This is a genomic window from Pseudomonas lalkuanensis (assembly GCF_008807375.1).
Lineage (GTDB): Bacteria > Pseudomonadota > Gammaproteobacteria > Pseudomonadales > Pseudomonadaceae > Metapseudomonas > Metapseudomonas lalkuanensis.
This window is the reverse complement of sequence record NZ_CP043311.1, coordinates 2,244,424-2,267,133: the sequence shown is the minus strand read 5'-3', so window position 1 is coordinate 2,267,133 and position 22,710 is coordinate 2,244,424. Positions and strand designations below refer to the sequence as shown.

Genomic DNA, 22,710 nt, shown 5'->3' with positions numbered 1-22,710 from the left:
CATTAGAAAATCGAAAAATTGTCTGTCACCGCGCGGCTCGACGCCTTCCCCGCGGTAGGGGGCGGGGTGCCAGGGTCCCCCGCTCTGCCGCCCGCACCGTTCTGGTGCGCCTTGTAGCACATCATTTCCCCGAAGCCTCGCGAATCTCTTTCACCAAGTCAGGCAGCGTGGAGTCGCGCCGTTTCTCGGCGTAGATGAACCAAGCGCGAACCAGCACCCAGGCTGGTAAGCCACAGGTGAAGTGCAGGCTGGCTAGGGCGAGCGAGCCATAGAAGGTCACGGCCCACTCGTGCAAGCTGTAGTACTGGATCACCGCCGCGCCGCCGCCGATGGACACGACAACGGTGGAGATCAGCGCAACAGCCCACTCACGCGAGCTGCGCGGGCGGGTCATGATCATCACAACAGCAACAGCGAGCGGCACGCCCAGCACCAGGCCCAGCAGCTTGGACAGGGCAAAGCCGCCAGCGGCAGTGGTAGCCGGCTCGGTCATGGATTGAATCCTCAAGGAGCACCTCCGGAGCTGACACCAGCCCTGGCAAATGCAGAAATAAGGAGCCCGGCGCTTGGCCGGGCTCTTTGGACTAACTGGCAGTTGAGCGTATAACGCCAAACCCCTTCGGCGGGGGCGCATTGGGTTTATCCGACACAACCCTTACTCGAAAACGCCTTGCAGACTCAGCGTTCCCTTTATCGCCTGTCAGAGCGTCTTTGATGCTGAGAGATTGATCAAGCCTTTTCACATACAGGTTTCGCAGAAAGGGTGACAGGGAGTCCGCATGTTTAACGGCCCTGGCCTCAGTTGCGGCGGCAATAATCTGAGCGGCCATCAACGCTCGATCTAGAGCCTGATCCTTATTGCGATGATCCGATTTCGCGGATACCGCCCTGGTCCAGGCAGCGATCACCTCAGGCCGCGGGATAGGATCGACATAGCTACCATCAACCTCTCCCTCATTCTTCTTCCGGTTCGCGGATGCTTGACGGTGTTTACCACGATGGACCGCAAACAGACCAATCCCCACTAGGGAGACTAGCCACACGCAGAAGATAATGACACTAGCCATCAGTCATCTCCGACAGCGACAGCATATGAAATCGCTACCACCACAATACTTAAGACCAGAAACAATATAGTCCAAATAAGCGGTTCCTTGTTGACTGGCGTTGCGGACATGGTCATCAGTCCAAACAGGCCAGTGACCATGAGGCTGGTACCGATACAGAGTGCAAAATTGCTTACCCAGTTCCTTGTAATGGGATCCATTGGAATCGCTCAATCGGTTGTCAGCAAAAGCCCGGCTCTATGGCCGGGCTTTGGGCGTCAATCCCGCACGGGCGCAGGAATGACAGGATGGGATAAATACTGATCACCTGATCATTCGATGTCAAGCGGCCATATCGATCAGCACGCCTTCGCGCTGCAGGATCTCACCGGCCGCTACCACGGCCTCTCCCACCATCTCGTCCAGTACCTCGTTAATCTTCTGCCTCCAGCGGCGCCGGGTTGGCTCCGGTCGCCCATCCAGATCCCAGCCGTTCATGTCGTAGAACGCCTTCGGCAGCACGATCATGTCGGTGGAGCGCTTGCCTTCAGTGCCGCGCAGGGGCGGGATCGCCCAGGCAGTCACGGCCTTGGCCACGAAGAGTCGGGTCGCCGGCGATGCCACCAGCGGCGCCAGGTAGGCGATGGCCTCAACTTTTCGGCCCTTGTGGGTGCTGTACTTCGCCACCAGCGCCGCCCAGTGGCGAGGTATCAACTGGCTGTGCAAGCGGGCGAAGACCCAGCAGTCCGCATCGGTGCGGGTGATGCCGTCTTGCCCGCCAGAGCGCATCAGCGTGGCCAGGTCCAGGCCGTCCTGATGGCCTGGCCGGTAAAGCTTCTGCCAGGCCTGCTTCGAGGTGTTGTCGATGGTCTCCGCCGCCAGGGCAGAAACGATTGCCGAGAGTACTCCGCTGTAGATCATGTCATTCTCCCCCCTCAATCCCCAGTCATGTTGCCGCCGCCTACCCCACGACGGTTGTTGCGTCCTACGTAGTCATCGCCTGGACCAGTTAGCGGCCAGAGCCCAGCCTTCTCTAATGCCGCCTGCATCATCCGGCGCTCGTTGCCCGACATAGCCAGGCGGAGGCGGAGCTGCTGAACCAGCGCCGGGTACTCCAGCGGCAGGCCATCAGGAGTGACGAACCCGCCACCGTTGCAGCCGGCGCACTCCATCCGATGGAAAATCCCCCGGAATGAACCCTTCCCCATGCAGATCTCGCAACGCTCTAGCTTCTGCATGGCAAACATCAGATTGCTCCCGCCTGGGCGAAGCTCGAGAGCGTGACCCGCACCGCTCCCTGGGGATAAACCGCAGAGCTCAACTGCACCTGGCTGACGAACACGCTGTCATCGATACGCAGAGCGTCGGCCAGGCCATCACGGCCAGCCTTGAACGCGGCCAGCAGGTTGTCGTCGTCACGGCGCTGGCGATTCGGCGGCAGGAACTCCAGCGACAGCAGGATGCGACCAGCCGGCGCCGAGAGCCCCGCCTTCCTCGCCAGCAGGAAGCACTGCATCCGGTAGCTCTTCGCGGCCCGGCTGCGCTTCGACCAGTGGCCCCTGGCATTCGGACTGAGCGCCCTGGGCGGCCACGGCAGCAGCACGCTTTGCCCCTTTTCCCCGTCCATTTCATCTACCTCATTTAGAAAGTTAAATTTCGGCTACAGGCCGCGCAGCACTAGGCCGGAACGGCAGTCGAGGAAAAGCTTATTTCGGCACTTTTCAGCCCGTGCGCCTCGGTGAAACCACGCTCATCGAGGTACGCATGCCAGGCCTCCAGCCCCTTGCGACGCGCCTGGTCGATGCCGGTCTTGATGTAGGTGCTGGCCAGCTTGCCCATGGAGTGGTTGAGCATCAGCTCACCCACCAGGAAGTCGATGCCGAGCTCTGCCCACACAGTGCGGGCCAGCTTGCGCAGGTCATGGCTGCGCCATTGGCGGTTGCTCATGGCGCGGAACATGTGGGAGGCCATCGCAGCAGACAGCGGTGCGCCGCCGGCCATGGCGAACACCCATGCGCTGTTGCGACGGGCCGGGTGCTGCAACTCGCGGTAGCGGGTCAGCAACGCGCACACCTGGTCGGTCAGCGGCACCACCAGTTCCTGGCCGGTCTTGGTGTTCTGCGCCGGGATGATCCACACCCGCTCCGGCAGGCTGATGTGCTGCCACTGCGCCAGGCAGGTTTCCCCGATGCGGGTACCGTGGGCCAGCATCATCAGCGCCAGCATGCCGGCCACCGGGTCCTGCTCCAGGGTCTGGCAGAGGTGCGGCAGCAGGGTCGGGATGGCCACCGGCAGCAGGCCGGCCGGGCGCGGCGGCAGGTTGCCGGTCCAGAAGTCCTTCCAGCTCACGGCCGACAGTGGATTGACCTCGATCCGCCCTTGCTTCTCGGCCAGCGCCAGCGACTGCTGCAAGCCCTGCAGGGCCTTGTGCGCGGTGTGCGGCGAGTGGGTCTGCTGCATCGGCCAGACCAGCTTGTCGTCCACCACGGCGCGGCTCAGTTGCTTCAGCTTCACACCGCCCAGACGGGGGATCAGGTGCCGCTTGGCCAGACTGGCCATGGTGCGGCGATAGCTGGTCGACACGGTACGGTTCTGCTCGATGCGCCCGATCCACCAGGTGATCACCTGGCCGACGGTCTTGAAGGCATCGCGGCTCATGCCTCGATGCCCTCCCCGTCGTGCCAGGCCAGGAAGGCCGCCGGGATGTCGTGGCCGTCCTCGGTCAGGATCCGCATGCAGCGCTCGAGCAGTTCGCGCTGGGTGCCGAAGCGCTGCTCGAAGCGGGCCTTGTTGTGGTGCAGGGCCACACCCTCGCCACCGGTCTGGTGGTGCGCGGCACACAGCGGCAACACGCTCCAGTGCGCGTGCGGCTTGGTGCGGCCGTCGATGTGGTGGATGCTGCAGAAGTCGTTGAACTCGCCGGTGTCGACGCGGCAGGCGATGCAGCCAACGCCGTTGACCAGCATGTGATGCCAGTCCTTCTGAGCCTGGGTGACACTGCGACCCTGCATCATGCCGACACCTCGCTGGCCTCGATATCGGCCTCGATCAGCTGGAGGATCTCTTCCAGGACCGGGCTGTAGCCGAATGGCAGGCTCTGAGTGGGGCGAGTGACGGCATACTGGTGGCCAGGCCGATTCACCTGGGAGATGGTGTAGCCGTTATCGGTTACCCAGCAGCCAGGGATGGCCTGGCCCGCCGGATCAAGCTTGATGGTGATCTCGCGAACTTGCGCCATGACTGACCTCACAGGCTCTTCAGGATGGCCTGGAGCTGGCGAAGCTTCTCCAGGTTCTCGGAGTTGGATTCGCGCTCCTGCTCAACCGCCAGGGCTACGTCCTCGACACGAGTGGCCAGGCGTTTCATGTGCTCAGCCATACCCACGATTTCGCCGGCCAGTTCGCCGAGCATCTCCAGCGGCGTGGCCTTGCGGGCAGGAGCTGCGGACACTTCGGGTTGCTTCTTCGCAGGTGCGGACATCTTGGGCTCCTCAGACTTTTGTTTTTGCTCTACGGGAATGCGCTGGTACTGGTCGCGCCCGATCTTCTTGACTAGGCCCGAGTCGACCAGCGTGGACAGGCAGCCCGAGACGATTCGGGAGTCCGGCGTGCTGCCGGTCAGGTTTCGCATGGCAGTCATCACCTGGAACGAGCTCCAGGACTCGGCAATCGGCACGCACTCGTAAACCTTCTTCGCGATACCGGACTGCCCCTGCATCAGGCATTCGTGTTTGGCGGGCGTCATCAGCGAACTCCAAGTCGGTTGCGGATTGCGGCGAGGGCGGCATTGCCCACTTCGGGAGTGCTTGGGCCGGCGCGCTCAGGCAGGGCGGCAACCGGTACCGGCGCCAACTCTTCGCCGCGGCCCAGGCGACGACACTGTTCCTCGTACTTCTCCCCGAAACGCTTCATGCCAAGGGATCGCTCAAGGCGCTGCAGCGTGTAGAACCCGGCGGCTACCGCCGCGTGGTAGATCGCAGGGTGGGACCAGCGGGCGAAGTTCGTCTGCGCCGGATGGGTGTTGCGCACCGCCTGGGCATAGGCGCGTTCCAGAGGTGGGAGGCCGAATGCCTCGGGCGAGAAGCACCAGGCGATGAACTGGCCCACCGGGGGTACAAACTCCTTGCGATGCTTGGCGGACATCCGAATGCCCATCTGGATCTGGTCCATCGAGCGGATACCGGAACGCATGAACTCGGCGATCCATTCGCGCTTGGCGTTGTTCTTCTCATCCTCGGTTGGCCATGCCTGACGCCAGGCCGGGAAGATGCCGCAGAGACGACCGAACAGCTGGTCGATCACGTCGCGGGTACTCGGATCGATCTTCACCGCCTTCGGGGCAATGTGTTGGGCAACCGGGGCATGGTCGCGGACGTGCTCCAGGTTGGTGGCAAGGGCGCCGGCGTGCAGTGGAGTACTCACAGGATCACCTCCTCGGCCGCCCAGTCGGCAGTCGGGCTGGCGGCGCGTGGCGCAGCAGCGGCGCGGACAGCCTGCCGCTTGGCGTGCTGGACAAGACGGTGGCACCAGCCCCCCTGGTTGTCCGCTACCGAACGGTTCAGCCAGTACGCGGCGAACTCAGCCACCAGTTCTTCGGTGATTGCCGAAGATGGCACGCCGCTGGCGCGGAGCTGAGTGGTCAGGGACATCTCGTCCGGCTGCCAGCCCTCGAACATCTCGAACCGCTGCCGGGCGTCTACCGAGGTAGCGTTAGCTACCGAAGGTGAAGATGAAGATGAAGGAGAAGAAGTAGAGCCGTCACCTTGCCGGGCGATTGGTGACTGCTTTGGTGCTTCACCATTGCTTTCACCTAAGCCCCCCTTTGGTGATGGGTCCGGGTTATCACCGCTACCAGCACCGAAGCGGGAAGAAGTGCCGCGATGGGTGCGGACATACTCATCGCGAACCATGCGAGGGGAAAACCAGATAGGCCCCTGCTCAGCCGACAGCAACTCCACGGCAGGACCTGGCTTACGGCCACTCATGGGGATGTAGATCAGAGGCTCGCAGCCCCCCTTCTCGACGCCATACAGCACGCCCTTTTCAACCAACTCTTTCAGAGCCTTCATCGGCGCGCCGAGGGCCTGGGCAATCTCCTTCAGGGACCAACGCAAGACGCCGTACTTGTCACTGTCGTGCATGAGGCCCATGACCTCAATCCATACGCCCCGGGCTTCCCAGGAGCAGCGGCGGAGCTTGGCGTTGTTGCGCCAGTCGGCCGGGTAAAACTGGAAGGATGGACGTTTCACAGCGCACCCTCCGCAAGCTTCTCGGCCAGCTTGGCCAAGCCCTTCGGAGTGACGCGCACCTGGGACGCCAAGCGTTGATCACCAATCTCGTCGGTGCCGATCACGGTCACCTTGTGTTCCAGCAGGCCGGAGGCCATCCGCGGCTGATAGGCCAGCCAGTGGGCGGAACCCTCCCGCCGGTAGATCCAGCGGTTGGCGCGCAGCCACTCGATCAGCTTGATGCGCTGCACACCCAGATGCTTGGCGGCGTCCGTCAAGCACAGGGTGCCGCGCGCGGTGGCGATGCGGTCCAGGGCTTCCACCTTCGGGGCCTGCTCCTGCACCGCGACGCGAAGCTGGTTGTTCTGCTCTGCCAGATCGGCAGCCAGGCGCAGAGCCTCGGGCAGGGTTTTCGGAATGGCAGGAGCGGAGATCAGCCCCTCCAGTTCCTGCCAGCGATCCACCAGACGAGCAGTGAATTCCGGGCAGAGCTGAGCGACCACGACAATGGAGTCGCGCTTGCCGCGCTCACCAGCGAAGACATACACCGCTGCCGGCTTCGTCGAGGTGGGAATTTCCTCAATTTGAGGAGATTCGATAACACCCCGCTCCACCAGTGCCTCGATGGTGCGCTTCACGTTGTCGTGGCGCTTCTCGACCAATTCGGCGATCTCACGGGAAGTCATACGAGTGCGCGCCACGTTTTGCGATACCGGAAAACGTGGCGCGGGATTGATGGTGGTGCTCTGCATGTGCATACTGCCTCCTGTGTCCAAAGCCCCGGTCCTGAGTCCCCACTCCGCCGGGGCTTTGTTGTTAATGCGTGGTCAGAACTGTGCCGGCACTCTCGGCTTCACGGACCATGCGGCTCTCCAACTCATGAGCACGCGCGATCATCGACCGCAGTTCGTGAATCGCCCCGGGCAACTCAGCAGCGTCATTCACATCTACTTGGCCGTCGGCCAGAATGGCGCTGCAGGCCTCCACCGCCCCGCCGATGTGCTTCACAAGGCGACCGAATGAAGTGGCCGGGCAGAAGTCCCCATCCTGAGAGCGCGCACCGGTCAGGCCGTAGCGGGACGCGAGCTCATTGACGCAGCGGTCTCGCCACTCCGGCTCAAGCGCAGCCACCCAGGCCTCCTCCATCCAGCACGGCATCTCCTGTTCACCGCTCAGCAGGCGCTGCACACGCTTCAGCCAGCGACCAGCGGCCTTGATGAACTCGCCGGTGTCATTGCGCAGCAGATCGGACTCGAAGTCCGGCACACGCTCGGCGTCTGCCGTGGCGTGGCACTTCTGGTGAAGGGTTCGGCTCAGGGCCTGGGCGAAGTCGTCCTGGCTCAGGCTCGTGCGGGCGATCTGTTCCTGGGCATAGGCGCGCAGGACCTGATCACGGGTGTTGGTGCGTCTTGGATTGGACGTGTTCACGTTGCGCTCCTGGTCCTACTCTGGCCCCCATCGAAGGAGGTCCTACTGTCGGGGCCAGCGGGAGGAGTCACCCCATGCGCCAGCCATCTATCCATCAGCTACAAGGCCAAGTCCTGGCCCTGCAGGCCCAACTCAACGCCCTGCTCTTCTCGTTGACTCCAGCAATGCGGAAGGCAGTGGCGGTTCATCTACAGCAGCAGGCCGATCTGGCCCGCGTGGAAATCATCAGCACCGACTGGGATGGCCCCGTGATGCGAGCCTTCGAGGTTCAGCTCGAGGGGTTGTCGTCGTGATCGGGCTTCTCGGCATCGATCGGCTCGTCTCTCAGCTTGCGAACCGCACTGAGCAGCACCAGCAGCTGCGCTTCGATCAGGTCGATCTGCTGGTCGCGGGTGAGAGTGGAGGGATCGCAGATGGGGCAAGCGACAGTCACAGGGCGCCCTCCATGGCTGTCCTCTTTGGGGGAGGACCCGCCTTCAGAGCGCCATTGCTGAGGACTTCGATCTGGTACTGGCGGACCCACGGGACTTCTTCGCCCCACTGAGTCACGGCGCTCGGCTGGATGTGCAGCGCCTCGGCCAGTTTCTTCTTGCTGCCGAAGTAGTCGGCGGCGTCTTGAGTGCGCATGGAGTGCTCCTCTTGGGCATGCATGAATTTAAGCATGCTGAATCATTGAGAGCAAGACAGCCAACACGACTACTGCATGCTTAATTTCAGTTAACTTAATCTGAGCTCATGGAACGACACGAACGAATCGCCAAAGCCATCGCGGCCAGCGGCAAGAAGAAAGGCGAGATCGCAGCCGAATGTGGCGTTGCGGCCTCGGCCGTAACTCAGTGGATCTCTGGCGAAAGCAAAAGCATGAAGCCAGAGAATCTTTACGCCCTCGCGGAGGCGACTGGTTATCGGGCCGAGTGGCTTGCCATTGGAAAGGGCCCAGAGCGCGACGAGGATGCCTCCAACGTCAGCCCGGCGGCTCAGCCTTCCCGCTACTACCGGTACGCCGTGATCAGCAGCGTTGTTGCTGGCGGATGGGGCGAAGCCGTCCAGCCCTACGAGCCGGGCGCCGAAGATCGCGCCGAACTGACCGACTACAAGGCCAAGGGCCCGGCCTTCTGGCTGGAGGTCGAAGGCGATTCGATGACCTCCCCCACTCCACCAAGCATCCCGGAGGGCCATCTGATCCTGGTCGACACCGGCATAGAGGCCCAGCCCGGGCACCTGGTGGTGGCCAAGTTGGAGGGCGACGAGAAAGCCACCTTCAAGAAGCTGGTCAGCGATGCCGGCCAGATGTACCTGAAGCCCCTGAATCCCGCCTACCCGATCATCCCTATCAACGGGAACTGCAGGATCATTGGGGTGGTGAAAGAAGCAAAGATGAAGCTATAACGAACCCACAACGACAAGGAGGTCGCCTTGCGCACCATACCTCTCGCAGTACTCGCGCTATCCGCGGCCGTTGCAGTCACTGGCTGCGCCACGAAAAAAGACTTCTACGCCATGGGAGGCAGCCGCGCAGACGGCACCGTCGACATGGCTTATGACTTCCGTCAGTTCGAAAAGCCGGTGGTTAACGTCGAACAAGCCAAGACCATTGCGAAGTCGAAATGCCGGGTGTGGGGCTACCAGGATGCCGAAATGTTCGGCGGTAAGCGCCAGCAGTGCCACCAGATAGACGGCTGGGGGAACTGTGTCGCGGGACAAGTGACGATCCAGTTCCAGTGCATTGGTAGTGGTGATAGCGGCTCGGCAATCAGCACCTATGCGCCAGCCCCCAACTCGGCTCCAGCAGCCGCGCCTGGCTCCCTATCCCGGGAGACGTGGAAACAGCAGCAGATCGACCAGCTAAATCGCGAAACCGGCCTGAGCTACGAGGAGTACCAGCGGCGGTATCGGGAGATTGTGGGACAGTGAGGTGGCGTCAGTCGGTTTGCGGCGGTGACGGACGGTACTGGATATCTGCCATCACGTTGCGCAGGCTGTGCGCTCCAGCTATACACTCACAACACCAAGCAGAATGTTCGTTAAGTCGAACGCCATGATCTGCTTGGTGTCCTACGTTGTAAGGCCGATAGATCGGCGATTTTAATGAGTTACGGAGCCCACCGAGGGCCAACGTTATGAAAGGTCTTGATTTCTCAGCACCGAAGCACAACGTCTCGCATGACGAAGTGAACTTCGACCAGCGCCGTATGGAGAAAGCCATCTCTGGTGAGCGCTTTGTCATGCCTGAGGGCCTTTCTCGCGAAGAGTTCCGTGAATGGATGCGCGAGAACGCCCGTAAATGCCGTTCAAAATAGAATTCAGCGAGCATTTCACCGACAAATTCGATTGCCTGACTGAGCTAGAACAATCGCTCATAGAAGACTTCGTCTTCCATTTCCGGGATTTCGGGCTCAAGAATTTCATCGGCAAGGTTGCGAGAACGGACAACGTCCCAGCAATAGACCCGGATCGAATCCACAAAATCTGGTGGGCGAACAAACAATTGCTGTGGCACGCCCACGTCGGCTACCCATGCTGGATTGCTAGTAGGAATCCCTACGGAACCTATCAGACCTCCGATTTCCTGGTCCATTTCCAGAAATTCTCGGATACCTACATCGCGCTGGTCGATTACGGATCTCACAACCCATTCAAGATCCCTGAGCGCAAGATGCTCTTTAGGCAGCGCTAAGCACCCATGCCCCCAAAAAGCCCAGCCAAGTGCGGGGCTTTTCGTTTCTGGTTCAGCCCATCCGCGCCAGCTCGCGCTTCACCATGCTCTGATACTCCGGTGGATTCAGGGCGTCGATCTGCTCGGCGGCCCAGTCCTGCCACTTCCCTTTGCGTCTGTCCTTCTCCAGCCAGATCCTCCCGGCCTCCCCTTTCGCGCGCTCCAGGTTCAGCTGCCAGAACTCAAACAGGCGGGCCTTCTCGTCTTCGATGACCTGGCGGTCATCCTTGGGCATGTTGGCAAGGTTCAGGGACATGGGATTCTCCATCGAATATGCGCGTGAAGTTTACAGGTGATTTCGCCCCAGGCCCGGGAAACCTTGAATTGGGAAACCTCCACAAATACTGTATGGATATACAGCACAAGGAGGAACCCCATGGAAGCGCATTCCCTTGACCGTCAATCCGCCAAAACCTACGCCGCCCTCACCCGCCGCATCCACGCAGCCGTCCACTCCAGGCTCGCCCAGGCTGAGCATCAGGTGATCATCAGGCGTGAGCCCCACGAATCCCAGAGCGACTGGGATCGCCTCATTGAGGAGATCCGGGACGCTGAAGTGGTGACCATCACACCGCGCCCAGACGGAAGCGCTCACCTCGCCTGGTACGTCGAGAACGAGCTCTAACCATCTCCCCCTAAAGCCCGCCTTCGAGCGGGCTTTTTCATGGCCCATCAATTCAGCAAGCTAAAGAATATTTCTTCAGCATGCTTGACCTATAAATTCAGCTTGCTTAAATTTTCTTCAACGAACAGGGCCGAGAGGCCTGGGGCAACCCAAACGCTCTTTAACAAACCAGCGAATACCGAACACACCGCTGCCCAGCACCGGCGACCGGCGTTCGATCCAGAGGCCAACTGAGGGGCTGACGGAGAGACGAGGCCATACCGAACCGTGCGAATGACCCGGAGCAGCAGCGGAGAAGCGTGATCAGCCAGTCGCGGATCACGAGCAATGCATCACTGATGCGCCTTGGCGACAGGGCGCATTGGGATGCACACCAACCGAGGAAACCACCCAGGAGGCGACATGACCGCAACCTACGGACGCAGCCCGCAAGAGATCGCCGAGGACATGGTTCTCGAAATGGCTCGCCCCATGTTCAACGTCAGCCGCGGCGAGGCTGAGCGGTTCCAGATCGTCCGCCGCGAGGTGGCGAAACCCTTCCGCGAGCAGGCCGAGACTCTTCTGGATGCTTGGGAGGGTTCGAAAGAGAACATCGTCGCGGCTATGCAGCTCTGGCCTTACTGGTGCCACGCCACCAGAGAGTATCGGCACAAATGGGCGGCCGAGCGCTGACGAAGTAACCCCGCGGTAACGACACGGGGCGCCACCGGCAAGCAGGAGCGAACCGGATGCAACGCAGGAAACGCCCCGCCTGGGCGATCAGGGGCAACGATTTATGGGGATGAATGCGCAGGCTGATGCGCGGCGAATGGAAACAACCAGGTGGGCAGACCTCCTAGGCCGGCATTGAGTTACCGGCTGCCATGAAAAACGGTGCGCCACCTTGAGCCGGATTCAGCACCGGCCATCCCCACCCTTCGAACTATGGCAATTTTTGCCATGGTTGCCGGTTCCAAGCAGACGGCTGTGAAGCCAGCCCGGTAGACGTAAGCCGGAACCCCGCTCCACCACTTTCATGCCCCTATGCACGCGGGGCCTTTTTGCCGGGTTGCCCGGCACCTATTCCCCATGGAGAACACATGCTCCTGATCATCCTGATCGGCGCAGTGCTGAGCTATGAGTCGCCCGAACCGGCTCATCTGACTGCAGGCGCTGGCGTCGATACGCCTCGGCTGATGCCCTGGCGCTGGCGATGTACCACTGGGGTCGCTGCGCGTTCGGGCGCCGGCTTCCCCGCCAGAAAACCTCTCAGCCCTGCGCGGATATCCACGTCCCGCTACGCCAGGGCCTCAGATGATGAGCGGATTCGGTCCGGTTGGCGCCCGGTTTAGGACTCAGCAGCCTGACGACATCGGTCCCTGGGCATGGACGAAAAAGGCCCTTCTCCCCGCCTCCATTCGCATGGCCGCGCATCGCTGCCAGCCGAATGCAGGCCTTCCCAATCCACGCACCCGCGAGGACCCGCCATGAGCAAGGAACGTCGCTACACCATCGAAGAGTTGCAGCAGCTTGGCTTCAAGACCCAGGGCGACCTGGTGGCCGCAGGTAAGCGGCTGCGTGAGGTGAAGCATGGCCAGCCGTAGGCAGCAGCGACTCCGCAAATCCATCTTCGCCGGCTACCTGCTGGCACTGGCCACCTTCACCGCCTGGATGGGCGCGAGTGGCCTCGCCGGCGAGTGGACAGCAGAACAACCCGTCGGCGCCTACACCGCCGCGCGGTAACCGAGCACGCAAAAGCGCTTGGGCCCTTCGGGGCCCCTTTTCTTCAGGACCACCACCATGATCAGCCACGAACTCAGCGCGGTTGAGGCGAACAGCCGTACCAGCGCCATGCTGGCCTTCCAGGTCGAGCAGTTCCTCGCCGCCGGCGGGCGCATCCATGACCTGGGCGAAACGGAAACTGCACCCATGCCCCTGCGCCGCGAGATTGAACCGGCGCCGAAGGCCTCCAAGAAGGCGAGGAACATCCCGCCGAAGGAGTACATGGACCGGGAAGGCCGCCGTGAAGCGAAGCGGAAGGAACTGGCGCCGCAGGTGCGTGAGTTGGCCAAGACGCTGAACATCTCCCAGATCGCCGCGCGCCTCGGCGTCAGCCGCCGCATGCTCGACACCATCGGTCGCGACTTCCAGATCACCTTCAAGCCCGCTCCCACAGGCGCACAGCTCGCCGCCATGGAGCGGGACCGAGTCCTCGCTGATCGGCTCCTGGCTTTCATCGCCATCGGCCTCACCAAGCGCCAGGCCTGCATGCGCTCCGGCATGGGGTACAAGATCTTCAACCGGGTGTGTAAGGCCTATGGCCTGCAGTTCCCCACCGCCGTGGAGAGCTGACCATGGCAGCCTCACAGCAAGATCGCTCCGCCAAGTCAGCGGCGAAGCGCAAGGAGTTCGACGAGAAGGAGCTCCGCCACCGGGTGCGGCCAGGCATCCACCAGAAGCTGGCCGACCTGATGGAATGGCACGGCATCGAGGAGCAGGCCGAGGCCATCCAACTCCTGATCATGAATGCCCACGCCCTGGGCCCGGAGGGTTCAGCGCCAGCACTCGCCATTCCGCGCCACGAATACACGCCGAGCAAAAACGTGGCGCGGCAACTTCACGCCCTCGGCATTCGCCAGGCGCGACGCGAAGATGAGAAGGAAGCGGAGGACGAATGGCCCGGCTGAAACCCTCCCCCAAGCAGGAAGAATCCCTGCAGCACATCCGAGACTTCATCGCAGAGAAAGGCTACTCACCCACCGTGGCTGAGTTGGCCAAGCTCGCCCGCGTCAACGAGAACGCTGTTCAGGACCGCATCAACGCCCTCGATCGCAAGGGCCTGATCACTCGCACCGCCGGCGCCAGCAGAAGCATCCGCCCGGCTGCCTGATCCACCCCACTGCCGAGGGCGACTCACTGAGCCTTGCTTACTACACCGGTAAAGCTGATAAGTCCGCGACCTGAGACCTTCGCCGATCGCTCACCTTGCAGGTCCATATCATAGGTGTAGGTGCCACCATCCACACCGATGAAGCTGAAAGTGAGTGTATTGCCGCTGATCCGGGCACTTGTGAACGGGGTACTGCCGCTCTTCCCAGCATATGACCCAGTTAATCGACCGCCACTCGACAACACGGTTATGGTCACGGGATCGGTCGCAAGGGTCCACCTAAGCGTTCCACTCCAACTCCCGACGAACCTAGCAACGCTCGGATCAATGGCGGGCGCTGCTGGCGGTTGCTTAACGGGCGCAGCACTTGGCTGGCCGGCTACCGCGCACACCTCGCATTTCACGTCCGAGAAATTCTTCATCGAGATCGGCGACGTACCGAAGGCGCTGTCTTCCACCGTATTGGTGTTTGCCAGGACGTTGAAGTACGGCGTGCCGTCGATGTAGTAGGAGACTTTCGAGCACGTCGCAGTGGTCGAAGTAATCGAGAAGTTGGCCGAGTACGACGGAGCAGCCCCCGTCAGCGATTTCATCTTGATAGAAGCAGCGCATCTGCCAACGATCTTGCTGCAATCACACATTGGCTCGGCTTGAACAGCCATGCCAATCAGCCCCAAAGCACAGCCCACCAGGGCCTTCTGAATTCGGTCCATGAGTCGGATCCCTCCCCGGATCATCGCCCGAATTCTAGCGACTCCATCGCCTTTCGCCTTCATTCAAGTGAATGACTCCCATCCCACCCGCCAGCCGCACCATCGGCCGAGGCGCTATTGGTAGAACCTGCTTGCTGGGATGGTAGTGATTGCCAGCTCGGGGGAGATTGTGATCTTCGTTGTCACTGGCTCTGACTGGTTGCAGTCTGTGCTCATCCCCCGCCTTGGAACTACAAGATGAGTGCCTCTCACTACCTCTACCCAGGCCCCCATGTGGGCACCGCACAGACCGGTAACCTTGCTGTTACCGGGCGATGGTCCTAGACGAATTTCGTAGTTGCCATGCGTGAGTGCACATGTGCGCTCAATGGTCTTTGTCGAACGGATTACTTCACCATCCTTGTCCGTCTCTATGAGCAACCAAGGATCCCATTCGTTTTCGCCCTTCTGCTTGAGCATCGCCTCGCCAGCTTCGTTGTACGCCCCCTTGTAGTAGACGATGAGCTGGTCGTTGGCGGTATCGCAGCTGTACCCCACCAAGGTGGAAAACCAGTCGGCTTTCGCTTGCGGGGCCAGTAGAAACAGCAGCAGAAACACCTTCACGAACCACATCACGACCCTCCTCGAGCATTAGACGAGTCGGATGGGGTCCGCCGTAATCGGTAGAAGAGCAACGCTGCAGCACCAAGTTCCAAGAAAACCAGACTCACGAAATCGCTTTGCCCGGTGAGCAGCGCCAGCACCTGGAAGACGCTCGCTGCCACGAAACACCATGCCGCCATGCGGAGCCCTTTCTGTCTCCGCTGCGCATCCATTCGCATCACCACCATCCCTATGCAGATCAACCGTCCGCGGAGTGTATCCCAGCGGCACGGCATCGCTCGACCTGGAGAAAGCATGAACCCCTATCGCATCACTGGTCCGGCTCAGATCGGACTCAGCGGCGGCCGCACATCCGGGCAAATGATGCGCAATATCCTCGATGCGCATGACGGCAAGCTTCCGCCGGACGTCATCGTCACCTTTGAAAACACCGGCAAGGAGCGTGAGGAAACGCTCATCTTCATCGACGAGATGGACAAGCGCTGGGGCATCGGAGTCGTCTACCTCGAATACTGCCGGGTGTACGGACAGCCCAAGGACGCCCCCTGGTTCAAGGTGGTCGACTTCGAAACTGCATCCCGCCAGGGCGAGCCCTTCGAAATGATGCTCGAGTACTTCGCTCAATACCGGCGCAATGAAAAGGGAGAGCCGCCGATCCTGCCGAACTTCTCGAACAACCTCTGCACCGGCCACCTGAAGATACGGGTGGCTGAGAAGTACATGCGTTCGCTCGGGTACGAGGAGTGGGACAGCGTGATGGGCATTCGGCGTGACGAGCCAAAACGGTACGCCCGGATGATGGCGGCGAACGCCAAAGGTAACGCTCGCTGGGAGAGCGTGTGCCCACCCTACGATGCAGGGATAACGAAGGCTGATGTTGCCGAGTTTTGGAGTAGGCAGCCCTTCGATCTCGGTATCGACTCCGATTTGGGCAACTGCGACCTCTGCTGGAAGAAGAGCGAGGACAAGCTCTACCGCGCCATCATCGAAGACCCATCTCGGGTGCTCTGGTGGTCCGGCACGGAAGAGCGCTTCGGCCAGGTCTTCCGCCAGGATCGCCCCAAATACGCCCACATGGGCTGGTATGCCGAGCGCATGGCCACTCAAGAATCCTTCGACTTCGAGCGCGCAGGCCTCATCACCGAGGACATCGATTGCTTCTGCGGCGACTAGCCCAGCTCGACATCTTCAACGACTCCAAGGGCTTTCGACCGACACCCTAGAACTTGCTAGGGCAATTGAACATTTGGAGGTCTGAGCTTGCGAGTCCTGATAAACCTCCAAGCACATAGAGCGTGTTGACACCGTTTTTCTTCGCAATGAAACCTTTGCAGCTATAGCCGCATGAGACATCGGCGGTGAAACAGATGTTCTGCATCGAGAGTTCGTACAGGTTGTTTGGCCACGTCAAGCAGTCGTACTTGCCGCCCACCGGACAGGTGACCTGCTCGATATCTCCCGCCGCGAGTATTTGGGAGCCGGGAAGTCGGTTGATTTCACCAAACGCATAGGCTCCGCCACATGCCGAGATCAACGCCAACGAAGTCAGCATCCTGACTAGCTTCATACCCCCTCCTTAGTCACGCCAAAAGCTACGACGTCAGACCGTATCCAACTTTATGTCATTGCGCCACCACGACTTGGAATTGGCGCATCTCGCACGACAAGGAATCAGCAGCATGATCAAAGCGATCGACCAGTTCGCCGGGTTCGGCGGCTTCTCTTGGGCTGCACGCCAAGCTGGCGCGGAGGTCATCTGGGCGGCCAACCACTGGCCGGATGCTGTGCACTGGCACAGCCAGAACCACCCGGACGCCGAGCACGCCTGCCAGGACCTGCACCAGGTTGACTGGTCGCAGGTTCCGGCCCACGACCTGATGCTGGCCTCGCCCTGCTGTCAGGGCCACAGCAAGGCCCGCGGCAAGAAGTCAGGCAACCCGCAGCACGACGCCTCCCGATCCACCGCCTGGGCGCCAGTTTCATGCTTGGAGTACCACCGACCAGAGGCGGGGGTGATCGAGAACACGCCGGAGTTCGTGAACTGGGAACTGTACCCAGCCTGGGAGATGGCCATCCGGGCGCTGGGCTACCAGGTCAGCCCGCACATCGTCGACTGCGCGGACCTCGGCGTGCCGCAGCACCGCGTCCGCCTGTTCATCGTCCTGACTCGAAGCCAGGCACCGCTGATACTCGGCCTGCAGCAGCACCAGCACGTGCCGGCATCCAGCTTCATCGACTTCAGCACCGGGACCTGGACGCCGATCGAGCGGCCCGGGCGCGCCATTGCAACCCTAGAGCGGGTGCGCAACGGACGGCTCCAGTACGGTGACAGGTTCCTGATGCCCTACTACGGCTCCGGATCCGGACTTACCGGCCGCAGCCTGGACCGACCGATCGGCACCATCACCACCCGCGACCGCTGGGCCCTGGTGGACGGTGACCGGATGCGAATGCTCACCGCCGACGAATGCCTTGCGGCCATGTCCTTCCCGAAGGACACCCGACGTCCGGACAGCCACCGGCTCACCGTGCACATGGCCGGCAATGCGGTACCGCCAGCGGCGGGGCAGAAGGTGATCGAGGCATTACTGGCGGCTGCCTAGACACCACGGCGACTGGATCAATCGGCGCGGAATTTAGTGTCGATGTACTTGGCTGCATATGCCTTGGCCTGATCCAAAGCTTCAGCCTCGCTACTCCAACTGGCAGAAAGGTGCTGAGCATGTGCGCCGGACACACCTTGCTGCACGGGAATTTTAACTAAAGCCGCCGAAGGTACGTTGCCGTCCTTCCAGCTGAAGCCAATCTCGTACTTGATTCCTTTGTGCTCAAACTCTCGATCCCACTCACGATCAACTGCCTCGACCATGTCGCTCTCCTTGATTGGCTCACTACCGCCAATCGAACCTAGTCGACGAGGAGACCGCGCGCCACTCTCGCCCTGGTGATCACCGGAACGGAGATCATCGACGGGGTGGCCTATGCGCAGTCGTGGCATTGCAGGGTGGTGTAACTACACAGGCCTCATGCGTTGCTCGGGCCCTTTAAATACCAGCGGTAGTCCTTCTCATCCCTATCGTCCATGTGCTCCAGACAAGCCCCACAAGCGCTACACCGATAGGTTGTGAAGATGCACTTAGGTCTGGCAAAGGCTTGAGTTTTTCTCTGGCCTATCTGGACAAGGCCTGCATGTGGGCTTGATCGACCATTCCCATCAATAAGGGTCCTGCAATCGGTGCAAGGGCTCATAACGTCCACCTTCGGCACCACGCCGATACATCGAACCTACCCCACTCCCTGCGATAGTGCCACTACGGCGAAGGATTAGCGCCATAGAACCTGAGGCAAAGCTACGAAAACTCCGGCTCTACCTGCGACCATCTGTGGAGGAGGTAGGCAATTTTTGAATGGGCTCGCTTCTCCGTCGACAGAATATCCTTTTCAATTCTGAAAAGACGATCACTCAAGTCTCTTCTACTTCTGATTGCATTAGCAGGCCACGTGAGAATATCAATCAAGTCGAAAAAATAGCGACCATCGAACCCTTTTTTAATAGCTCCCTCTAGATCCAGTCCAGAAAGAACCTTATCCAAGTGAGACTTTGCCTCTTCAGAAACAACCACCCTTGGATAAATAGCTTCAGAACTTTCAATTGCATGGGCCTCATTCATGGCAGGCCCAAATAGAGGGCCATTTTTAACGTGAACCAGGCTCCCTACAGTTAGCCCTCCTCTCATGAGGAGGTCGAGTTCAAGGAAGAAAACCATATGAACTGCAAAAGCAGCCTTTACCAGCATCTCACAAGCGGCATCATTTTCAGCTGGCACAGAAAAGACAAATGAGTCAGAGAACTGGGTAACCTCCATTCTGACCATTGGATGGAATCTTTCTCTGATTTCTGCGGCACTGTATTTTTCCCGAGCCGGCTTTAGCCCATCCTTATCCAGTATTGGAATTGATCCATAAATATACTCCTCTATCTCCCCCTTACCCAGAGCGTCAACAACCTCGTACAGGCGCGCTCGAAAATTCGAATCATCGGCACTTTTTTCAATTGTCGACTTAAACCCAAGCAAATCTATAAAACAAACCAGTCGCTTTTCATATTCCACGATCTATCCCCCATATATGCCGACACAAAACTATTTCCACAGAGCCCCCCCTATGCCCGCAGAAAATCTCTTCATCGTGATCAGCCTGAATCACACGTACCGACGCCACAAGGCAATCACACTCTGGCGCTCAGACGACAAAGGCTACTGCTGGAAGCTGGAGAGCGCCGGTCGCTACGACGAAGCCCGGGTGCTTGAACATCTTGGCTACTACAACAGCGGCTGCTCGAACATCGCTGCGCTGCTCAGTCTGATCGAAAAGCTGGCCTGCGAGGTGGAGTACGACACCAAGGAGTTCGGCATCTGCCTGCCCAACTACGCCTCCACCTGGAAGCAGTTGATCGCAGCAACGATCAGGCCGCCCCAGTACCAGCCCGAGCCGGAGCACCGCGGCGCGCGGCGTCAGAAGACAGCCGCCTGAACCTGTCATCCCTTCCCCGGAAACCTATTACCCGTTTTCGGAAACTCTTTTCCGCCTATCTGGCGAGGGAATTGCTGACGCCCAACTACTTTCCCAAGGGCGACTAGTGCATTGACTCCCTCTTCATCCCCAGCCGGACATACACGCATAGCCAAATCCAGAGGAGCACAAAGAACCCCTTCGCTGTCACCAAAAGCGCAGCGCGATCCAAGGTAAGAATGCCTTCGACGAATCTAACGAAGGAGTGGCCATCAGGCAGGAAGGGCGCCCCTATCTGCCACGCCAACAAGACGGCCCACCCAATGCTGACCAGCAGCAGGGCCATCCCTAGCGAGCTTTCAACAAACACCTGCTGAGCCTTGTTCATCACGCAGTCCTTTGCCGTGAGCCTCGGAACAGCTTAGCCCCGAAAACCGTAGCCACCCATGACCCGACCTATCTTCTGTCGCCACACCGGCAAGCCCATGCCCTGTGGCTGCCTGAACTGCTCCCCCGTTTCACCCAAGTCCTGATCCATCCCCTACCTACTCAGCTTGGCGAATCAACGCCAGGGAGGGCCAACTCATGTCCGCAGAAAACCAGAACCACCCGGCCGACCTGGCCGCGGTCGAAGCCCTGCACACCAGCTACATCGACATCATCTTCGGCACCGGTAACGACCGCTTGATGGAGTTCCAGGACAAGGCCTACGCCATGGGCCGCGCCCGCGGACAGCAGGAACCGCAGTGGGTACCGGTGAGCGATCGCCTGCCGGAGGTACCAGAAGGTGATGAGCACGAGCTCATCGTGTGCGTGCGGCGGGCAAGCAACGGCCAGTCCTACGTCTTCTCCGCCCGCTACCTAAACAAATTCCCACTCCACAGCGATTTCCACCCGGACGCCGATGAAGATGGATGCCTGATAACCACAGGCTGGCATGACGTGAAGGAGCACTCGGATTACGACGGCTGGTACTCACCTCTGATTGAGGCTGGCTCGGGAGATGAGGTCACCCACTGGATGCCGCTGCCGGCAGCGCCGGAGGTGCAGGCATGAAGCGCATCTACCTTGCCGGCCCCATGACCGGCCTGCCGGAGTTCAACTACCCGGCATTCCATGCCGAAGCCGCCCGCCTCCGTGAGCTTGGCTTCCATGTCGAGAACCCTGCGGAGAACGAAGCGCCGGCCGACACGACCTGGTCTGGTTACCTCCGCCTGGCCATCGCCCAACTGATCACCTGCGACACCGTCGCGCTGCTGCCGGGCTGGCACGAATCCAAGGGCGCCATGCTCGAGCACCACATTGCCTGTCACCTGGGCATTGTCCGGGTGATGGCCGCCGACATCGGGCGCCGGGCACTGGCTACCGCAGGAGGGCTGCCAGCATGAGCACCGACCGCGAACTACTGGAGCTGGCGGCGAAGGCCATCAACGGAATCTATGACAGCGGAACGGGCTGCATATCGCTTGATGGCGGAATTGATTATGAGCAATGGGAACCTCTCGACGATGCCGGCGACGCGTTCCGCTTGGCCGCCGCCCTGCAATTCTCCGTCGACTTCGAGAATGGATCCGTGTGGGGTGCTGGCGACTTGGACATGACACGACTCGGCAAGGTCAGCGTCGAGCAGCCGTGCTTCAGGCGCGCCATCGTCGAGGCTGCTGCAGAGATTGGGAGATCGATGCCATGACCACCAGCATGCAGCCCTCCGCCTTCCAGCAGAAGACCGACGCCCTGCTGACAGACCATCCCCTGGCCCAGGCCATCGCCCTGCTCAAGCGCGCCAAGAACCATCTCAACCACTCCAGCGTCCTGGCCCAGGACCTGAGCACCGAAATTTCCGAGTTCACCGCCGCCTATGAGCGGAAGGAGCAGCAGTCGTGAACCAACAACTTGAGACGCGACACCTAGCTGGACTTCAGTGGGCACTGGACAACCATCTGATCAGCGACCTGGTGACCCGGAAGCATGCAGAGGAGTTAATTGCTGCGGTTCGCTCCTACGATGCAGCCGGGTTCTGTGGCGACCCCTACGCCCACGACTGCGGCAGGCAGCACTGCCACACCTCGGAAAGCCACCAAGGCCCAGCCCCGGCTCTTGTGCTTCCCGCGGTTCCGCAGTCAGCCGCCCGCGATGTTCTGGCCGAGCGACTCCGGCAGATCGAGGCCGAAGGCTGGACGCCGGAGCACGACGACGAGCACAAGTACCCGAGCGACCTAGGCATTGCGGCGGCCTGCTATGCCCTCTGCGCGTGCGGAGAAGCGCCGCATGTTGTCTTCGGGATAGAGCGATTCCCCTGGCCAGGCAAGGGGTGTGGCGAAGGTCGCACGGGGCCGAGCACCAAAGGTGGCTCCCGGCGGATGCTGGTCAAGGCTGGGGCGCTGATCCTGGCCGAGATCGAGCGCCGTGACCGCGCCGAAAGCAAGGAGTCCTCCCATGGATAGAGCCCAACGCCACAGCGCCATGGTCGATTTCATGCAGTACAGCAAGCGGGAGACCGTTGTACTGGAAGAGGATCACGAGAAGGTGGAGCAGGAACTCGCACGGGTCACCGCCCAGCGTGACGCCATCCCTGAGGGTTGCGTGATGGTGCCAAGGGAGGTGCTGGAGCGAGCGCTACAAGACTGCATGTTTCTTCCACTGGAAGAGACCGTTCGACGCAACATCGAACGAAACGCCGCAGTCAGAGAACTCCGCGCCATCCTTGCCCAGCAAGGGAAGGAGGCGGGTTCATGAGCTGGTACGCCACCAGCTGGCGGCACATGCTCGCCCAGCACAGGGATGCCAACGCCTCCGGCCTTGAGCCGGAAGCCATCGCCAAAGTCATCGACGACTCTTACCCGTTCAGCAGCCGATCCGGCTGGGCCTACAAGGCCTGGCTCGAGGCGCGCCGCGACTTCTTCCGCCAGCACAACCTGCCACTGCGGCGAGCCAAGAGACCCGCCCCCGACCTGCTGGCCTGACCTTCCCC

General features: G+C 60.8%; 42 protein-coding genes. 21 read left to right on the top strand and 21 right to left on the bottom strand.

What is annotated here, in order from left to right; genetic code table 11:
- Positions 1-121: 121 nt before the first annotated feature.
- From FXN65_RS10755 to FXN65_RS10700, 12 genes are all read right to left on the bottom strand, one after another.
- The gene (locus FXN65_RS10755) at positions 122-493 is read right to left on the bottom strand and encodes a hypothetical protein (protein WP_178119301.1); all 372 of its coding nucleotides are present in this window, start codon (positions 491-493) and stop codon (positions 122-124) included.
- Between the two features lie 895 nt (positions 494-1,388).
- Complete coding sequence (locus FXN65_RS10750; RefSeq protein ID WP_151133184.1) at positions 1,389-1,967, bottom strand: hypothetical protein; 579 nt, start codon at positions 1,965-1,967, stop codon at positions 1,389-1,391.
- A 14-nt stretch (positions 1,968-1,981) separates the two neighbouring features.
- Positions 1,982-2,293, bottom strand: a complete 312-nt coding sequence (locus FXN65_RS10745; RefSeq protein ID WP_151133183.1) for a hypothetical protein — start codon at positions 2,291-2,293, stop codon at positions 1,982-1,984.
- Positions 2,293-2,673 carry a RusA family crossover junction endodeoxyribonuclease gene (locus FXN65_RS10740; RefSeq protein ID WP_151133182.1) on the bottom strand — a complete coding sequence of 127 codons (381 nt, stop codon included), beginning with the start codon at positions 2,671-2,673 and terminating at the stop codon, positions 2,293-2,295. The genes FXN65_RS10745 and FXN65_RS10740 overlap by 1 nt, the downstream gene beginning before the upstream one ends.
- A gap of 50 nt (positions 2,674-2,723) precedes the next feature.
- Entirely contained in the window at positions 2,724-3,704 is a 981-nt protein-coding gene (locus FXN65_RS10735; protein WP_151133181.1) for a tyrosine-type recombinase/integrase, read from the bottom strand.
- Complete coding sequence (locus FXN65_RS10730; protein ID WP_244620721.1) at positions 3,701-4,060, bottom strand: Ref family recombination enhancement nuclease; 360 nt, start codon at positions 4,058-4,060, stop codon at positions 3,701-3,703. Before FXN65_RS10730 ends, FXN65_RS10735 begins: the two co-directional genes overlap by 4 nt.
- Positions 4,057-4,284, bottom strand: coding sequence for a hypothetical protein (locus tag FXN65_RS10725; protein WP_151133180.1), 228 nt, complete (start codon positions 4,282-4,284; stop codon positions 4,057-4,059). The genes FXN65_RS10730 and FXN65_RS10725 overlap by 4 nt, the downstream gene beginning before the upstream one ends.
- A gap of 8 nt (positions 4,285-4,292) precedes the next feature.
- The gene (locus FXN65_RS10720; RefSeq protein ID WP_151133179.1) at positions 4,293-4,790 is read right to left on the bottom strand and encodes a hypothetical protein; all 498 of its coding nucleotides are present in this window, start codon (positions 4,788-4,790) and stop codon (positions 4,293-4,295) included.
- Complete coding sequence (locus FXN65_RS10715; protein ID WP_244620720.1) at positions 4,790-5,467, bottom strand: replication protein P; 678 nt, start codon at positions 5,465-5,467, stop codon at positions 4,790-4,792. Before FXN65_RS10715 ends, FXN65_RS10720 begins: the two co-directional genes overlap by 1 nt.
- Positions 5,464-6,294, bottom strand: a complete 831-nt coding sequence (locus FXN65_RS10710) for a DnaT-like ssDNA-binding domain-containing protein (protein WP_151133178.1) — start codon at positions 6,292-6,294, stop codon at positions 5,464-5,466. The genes FXN65_RS10715 and FXN65_RS10710 overlap by 4 nt, the downstream gene beginning before the upstream one ends.
- Positions 6,291-7,031: a phage antirepressor KilAC domain-containing protein gene (locus tag FXN65_RS10705; RefSeq protein ID WP_151133177.1), complete on the bottom strand. Its 741-nt coding sequence runs from the start codon at positions 7,029-7,031 to the stop codon at positions 6,291-6,293. Before FXN65_RS10705 ends, FXN65_RS10710 begins: the two co-directional genes overlap by 4 nt.
- A 58-nt stretch (positions 7,032-7,089) precedes the next feature.
- Positions 7,090-7,701: a hypothetical protein gene (locus FXN65_RS10700; RefSeq protein WP_151133176.1), complete on the bottom strand. Its 612-nt coding sequence runs from the start codon at positions 7,699-7,701 to the stop codon at positions 7,090-7,092.
- A gap of 74 nt (positions 7,702-7,775) precedes the next feature.
- Here FXN65_RS10700 and FXN65_RS10695 point away from each other — a divergent pair, with 74 nt between their 5' ends.
- A complete protein-coding gene (locus FXN65_RS10695; protein ID WP_151133175.1) occupies positions 7,776-7,994 on the top strand; it encodes a hypothetical protein in 219 nt (72 codons plus the stop codon).
- Here the strand turns inward: FXN65_RS10695 and FXN65_RS27860 are convergent.
- Positions 7,970-8,134, bottom strand: a complete 165-nt coding sequence (locus tag FXN65_RS27860; RefSeq protein WP_178119300.1) for a hypothetical protein — start codon at positions 8,132-8,134, stop codon at positions 7,970-7,972. The two genes, FXN65_RS10695 and FXN65_RS27860, sit on opposite strands and share 25 nt — an antisense overlap.
- Positions 8,131-8,328 (bottom strand): Cro/CI family transcriptional regulator, encoded by a 198-nt coding sequence (locus FXN65_RS10690; protein WP_151133174.1) that lies wholly within the window; start codon positions 8,326-8,328, stop codon positions 8,131-8,133. Before FXN65_RS10690 ends, FXN65_RS27860 begins: the two co-directional genes overlap by 4 nt.
- A 108-nt stretch (positions 8,329-8,436) precedes the next feature.
- Here FXN65_RS10690 and FXN65_RS10685 point away from each other — a divergent pair, with 108 nt between their 5' ends.
- The 4 genes from FXN65_RS10685 (at position 8,437) to FXN65_RS10670 (ending at position 10,378) form a co-directional block, all read left to right on the top strand.
- The gene (locus tag FXN65_RS10685; protein ID WP_151133173.1) at positions 8,437-9,090 is read left to right on the top strand and encodes a LexA family protein; all 654 of its coding nucleotides are present in this window, start codon (positions 8,437-8,439) and stop codon (positions 9,088-9,090) included.
- A 27-nt stretch (positions 9,091-9,117) separates the two neighbouring features.
- The gene (yecR, locus tag FXN65_RS10680) at positions 9,118-9,615 is read left to right on the top strand and encodes a YecR family lipoprotein (RefSeq protein ID WP_244620719.1); all 498 of its coding nucleotides are present in this window, start codon (positions 9,118-9,120) and stop codon (positions 9,613-9,615) included.
- 206 nt (positions 9,616-9,821) lie between these two features.
- A complete protein-coding gene (locus tag FXN65_RS10675) occupies positions 9,822-10,001 on the top strand; it encodes a hypothetical protein (RefSeq protein WP_151133172.1) in 180 nt (59 codons plus the stop codon).
- Complete coding sequence (locus tag FXN65_RS10670) at positions 9,986-10,378, top strand: hypothetical protein (protein WP_151133171.1); 393 nt, start codon at positions 9,986-9,988, stop codon at positions 10,376-10,378. The genes FXN65_RS10675 and FXN65_RS10670 overlap by 16 nt, the downstream gene beginning before the upstream one ends.
- A gap of 52 nt (positions 10,379-10,430) precedes the next feature.
- Here the strand turns inward: FXN65_RS10670 and FXN65_RS10665 are convergent, their stop codons facing one another.
- Entirely contained in the window at positions 10,431-10,673 is a 243-nt protein-coding gene (locus FXN65_RS10665; protein WP_151133170.1) for a hypothetical protein, read from the bottom strand.
- Positions 10,674-10,793: 120 nt separating this feature from the next.
- Here FXN65_RS10665 and FXN65_RS10660 point away from each other — a divergent pair, with 120 nt between their 5' ends.
- The 6 genes from FXN65_RS10660 (at position 10,794) to FXN65_RS10640 (ending at position 13,911) form a co-directional block, all read left to right on the top strand.
- Positions 10,794-11,042, top strand: coding sequence for a DUF1654 domain-containing protein (locus FXN65_RS10660; RefSeq protein WP_151133169.1), 249 nt, complete (start codon positions 10,794-10,796; stop codon positions 11,040-11,042).
- Positions 11,043-11,444: 402 nt separating this feature from the next.
- Positions 11,445-11,714, top strand: coding sequence for a hypothetical protein (locus FXN65_RS10655; RefSeq protein ID WP_151133168.1), 270 nt, complete (start codon positions 11,445-11,447; stop codon positions 11,712-11,714).
- Between the two features lie 897 nt (positions 11,715-12,611).
- Positions 12,612-12,764: a hypothetical protein gene (locus FXN65_RS27855; RefSeq protein ID WP_178119299.1), complete on the top strand. Its 153-nt coding sequence runs from the start codon at positions 12,612-12,614 to the stop codon at positions 12,762-12,764.
- Positions 12,765-12,821: 57 nt separating this feature from the next.
- Positions 12,822-13,373, top strand: a complete 552-nt coding sequence (locus FXN65_RS10650) for a hypothetical protein (protein WP_151133167.1) — start codon at positions 12,822-12,824, stop codon at positions 13,371-13,373.
- A 2-nt stretch (positions 13,374-13,375) separates the two neighbouring features.
- Complete coding sequence (locus tag FXN65_RS10645; RefSeq protein ID WP_178119298.1) at positions 13,376-13,708, top strand: hypothetical protein; 333 nt, start codon at positions 13,376-13,378, stop codon at positions 13,706-13,708.
- Positions 13,696-13,911: a LexA family protein gene (locus tag FXN65_RS10640; RefSeq protein WP_151133166.1), complete on the top strand. Its 216-nt coding sequence runs from the start codon at positions 13,696-13,698 to the stop codon at positions 13,909-13,911. Before FXN65_RS10645 ends, FXN65_RS10640 begins: the two co-directional genes overlap by 13 nt.
- A gap of 23 nt (positions 13,912-13,934) precedes the next feature.
- Here the strand turns inward: FXN65_RS10640 and FXN65_RS10635 are convergent, their stop codons facing one another.
- Together FXN65_RS10635 and FXN65_RS10630 are read right to left on the bottom strand one after the other, a co-directional pair.
- Positions 13,935-14,624 (bottom strand): hypothetical protein, encoded by a 690-nt coding sequence (locus FXN65_RS10635; protein ID WP_151133165.1) that lies wholly within the window; start codon positions 14,622-14,624, stop codon positions 13,935-13,937.
- A gap of 114 nt (positions 14,625-14,738) precedes the next feature.
- Positions 14,739-15,236, bottom strand: coding sequence for a hypothetical protein (locus tag FXN65_RS10630; protein ID WP_151133164.1), 498 nt, complete (start codon positions 15,234-15,236; stop codon positions 14,739-14,741).
- Positions 15,237-15,521: 285 nt separating this feature from the next.
- Here FXN65_RS10630 and FXN65_RS10625 point away from each other — a divergent pair, with 285 nt between their 5' ends.
- Positions 15,522-16,400: an adenine nucleotide alpha hydrolase family protein gene (locus FXN65_RS10625; RefSeq protein WP_151133163.1), complete on the top strand. Its 879-nt coding sequence runs from the start codon at positions 15,522-15,524 to the stop codon at positions 16,398-16,400.
- Positions 16,401-16,446: 46 nt separating this feature from the next.
- On the opposite strand, the gene FXN65_RS10620 is transcribed toward FXN65_RS10625, so the two are convergent.
- Entirely contained in the window at positions 16,447-16,794 is a 348-nt protein-coding gene (locus tag FXN65_RS10620) for a hypothetical protein (protein ID WP_151133162.1), read from the bottom strand.
- Positions 16,795-16,906: 112 nt separating this feature from the next.
- Between FXN65_RS10620 and FXN65_RS10615 the strand changes: the two genes are divergently transcribed.
- Positions 16,907-17,830 (top strand): DNA cytosine methyltransferase, encoded by a 924-nt coding sequence (locus FXN65_RS10615; protein ID WP_151133161.1) that lies wholly within the window; start codon positions 16,907-16,909, stop codon positions 17,828-17,830.
- Positions 17,831-17,847: 17 nt separating this feature from the next.
- Here FXN65_RS10615 and FXN65_RS10610 read toward each other — a convergent pair whose 3' ends face one another.
- Positions 17,848-18,096 carry a hypothetical protein gene (locus tag FXN65_RS10610; protein ID WP_151133160.1) on the bottom strand — a complete coding sequence of 83 codons (249 nt, stop codon included), beginning with the start codon at positions 18,094-18,096 and terminating at the stop codon, positions 17,848-17,850.
- A gap of 481 nt (positions 18,097-18,577) precedes the next feature.
- Positions 18,578-19,339: a hypothetical protein gene (locus FXN65_RS10605; protein ID WP_151133159.1), complete on the bottom strand. Its 762-nt coding sequence runs from the start codon at positions 19,337-19,339 to the stop codon at positions 18,578-18,580.
- A 52-nt stretch (positions 19,340-19,391) separates the two neighbouring features.
- Between FXN65_RS10605 and FXN65_RS10600 the strand changes: the two genes are divergently transcribed.
- On the top strand, positions 19,392-19,760 hold the full coding sequence (locus FXN65_RS10600) for a hypothetical protein (protein ID WP_151133158.1): 369 nt from the start codon (positions 19,392-19,394) through the stop codon (positions 19,758-19,760).
- 103 nt (positions 19,761-19,863) lie between these two features.
- Here FXN65_RS10600 and FXN65_RS10595 read toward each other — a convergent pair whose 3' ends face one another.
- Positions 19,864-20,127 carry a hypothetical protein gene (locus FXN65_RS10595; protein ID WP_151133157.1) on the bottom strand — a complete coding sequence of 88 codons (264 nt, stop codon included), beginning with the start codon at positions 20,125-20,127 and terminating at the stop codon, positions 19,864-19,866.
- Positions 20,128-20,324: 197 nt separating this feature from the next.
- Here FXN65_RS10595 and FXN65_RS10590 point away from each other — a divergent pair, with 197 nt between their 5' ends.
- From FXN65_RS10590 to FXN65_RS10560, 7 genes are read left to right on the top strand one after another with little or no spacing between them, the layout of a single operon-like run.
- Complete coding sequence (locus FXN65_RS10590; RefSeq protein ID WP_151133156.1) at positions 20,325-20,795, top strand: DUF551 domain-containing protein; 471 nt, start codon at positions 20,325-20,327, stop codon at positions 20,793-20,795.
- Positions 20,792-21,127, top strand: coding sequence for a DUF4406 domain-containing protein (locus FXN65_RS10585; RefSeq protein ID WP_151133155.1), 336 nt, complete (start codon positions 20,792-20,794; stop codon positions 21,125-21,127). The genes FXN65_RS10590 and FXN65_RS10585 overlap by 4 nt, the downstream gene beginning before the upstream one ends.
- On the top strand, positions 21,124-21,429 hold the full coding sequence (locus tag FXN65_RS10580; RefSeq protein WP_151133154.1) for a hypothetical protein: 306 nt from the start codon (positions 21,124-21,126) through the stop codon (positions 21,427-21,429). Before FXN65_RS10585 ends, FXN65_RS10580 begins: the two co-directional genes overlap by 4 nt.
- On the top strand, positions 21,426-21,623 hold the full coding sequence (locus tag FXN65_RS10575) for a hypothetical protein (RefSeq protein WP_151133153.1): 198 nt from the start codon (positions 21,426-21,428) through the stop codon (positions 21,621-21,623). The genes FXN65_RS10580 and FXN65_RS10575 overlap by 4 nt, the downstream gene beginning before the upstream one ends.
- Positions 21,620-22,183 carry a hypothetical protein gene (locus tag FXN65_RS28175; protein WP_151133152.1) on the top strand — a complete coding sequence of 188 codons (564 nt, stop codon included), beginning with the start codon at positions 21,620-21,622 and terminating at the stop codon, positions 22,181-22,183. Before FXN65_RS10575 ends, FXN65_RS28175 begins: the two co-directional genes overlap by 4 nt.
- Entirely contained in the window at positions 22,176-22,475 is a 300-nt protein-coding gene (locus FXN65_RS10565; RefSeq protein ID WP_151133151.1) for a hypothetical protein, read from the top strand. Before FXN65_RS28175 ends, FXN65_RS10565 begins: the two co-directional genes overlap by 8 nt.
- Complete coding sequence (locus FXN65_RS10560) at positions 22,472-22,702, top strand: hypothetical protein (protein ID WP_151133150.1); 231 nt, start codon at positions 22,472-22,474, stop codon at positions 22,700-22,702. Before FXN65_RS10565 ends, FXN65_RS10560 begins: the two co-directional genes overlap by 4 nt.
- The last annotated feature ends 8 nt before the right edge of the window (positions 22,703-22,710 follow it).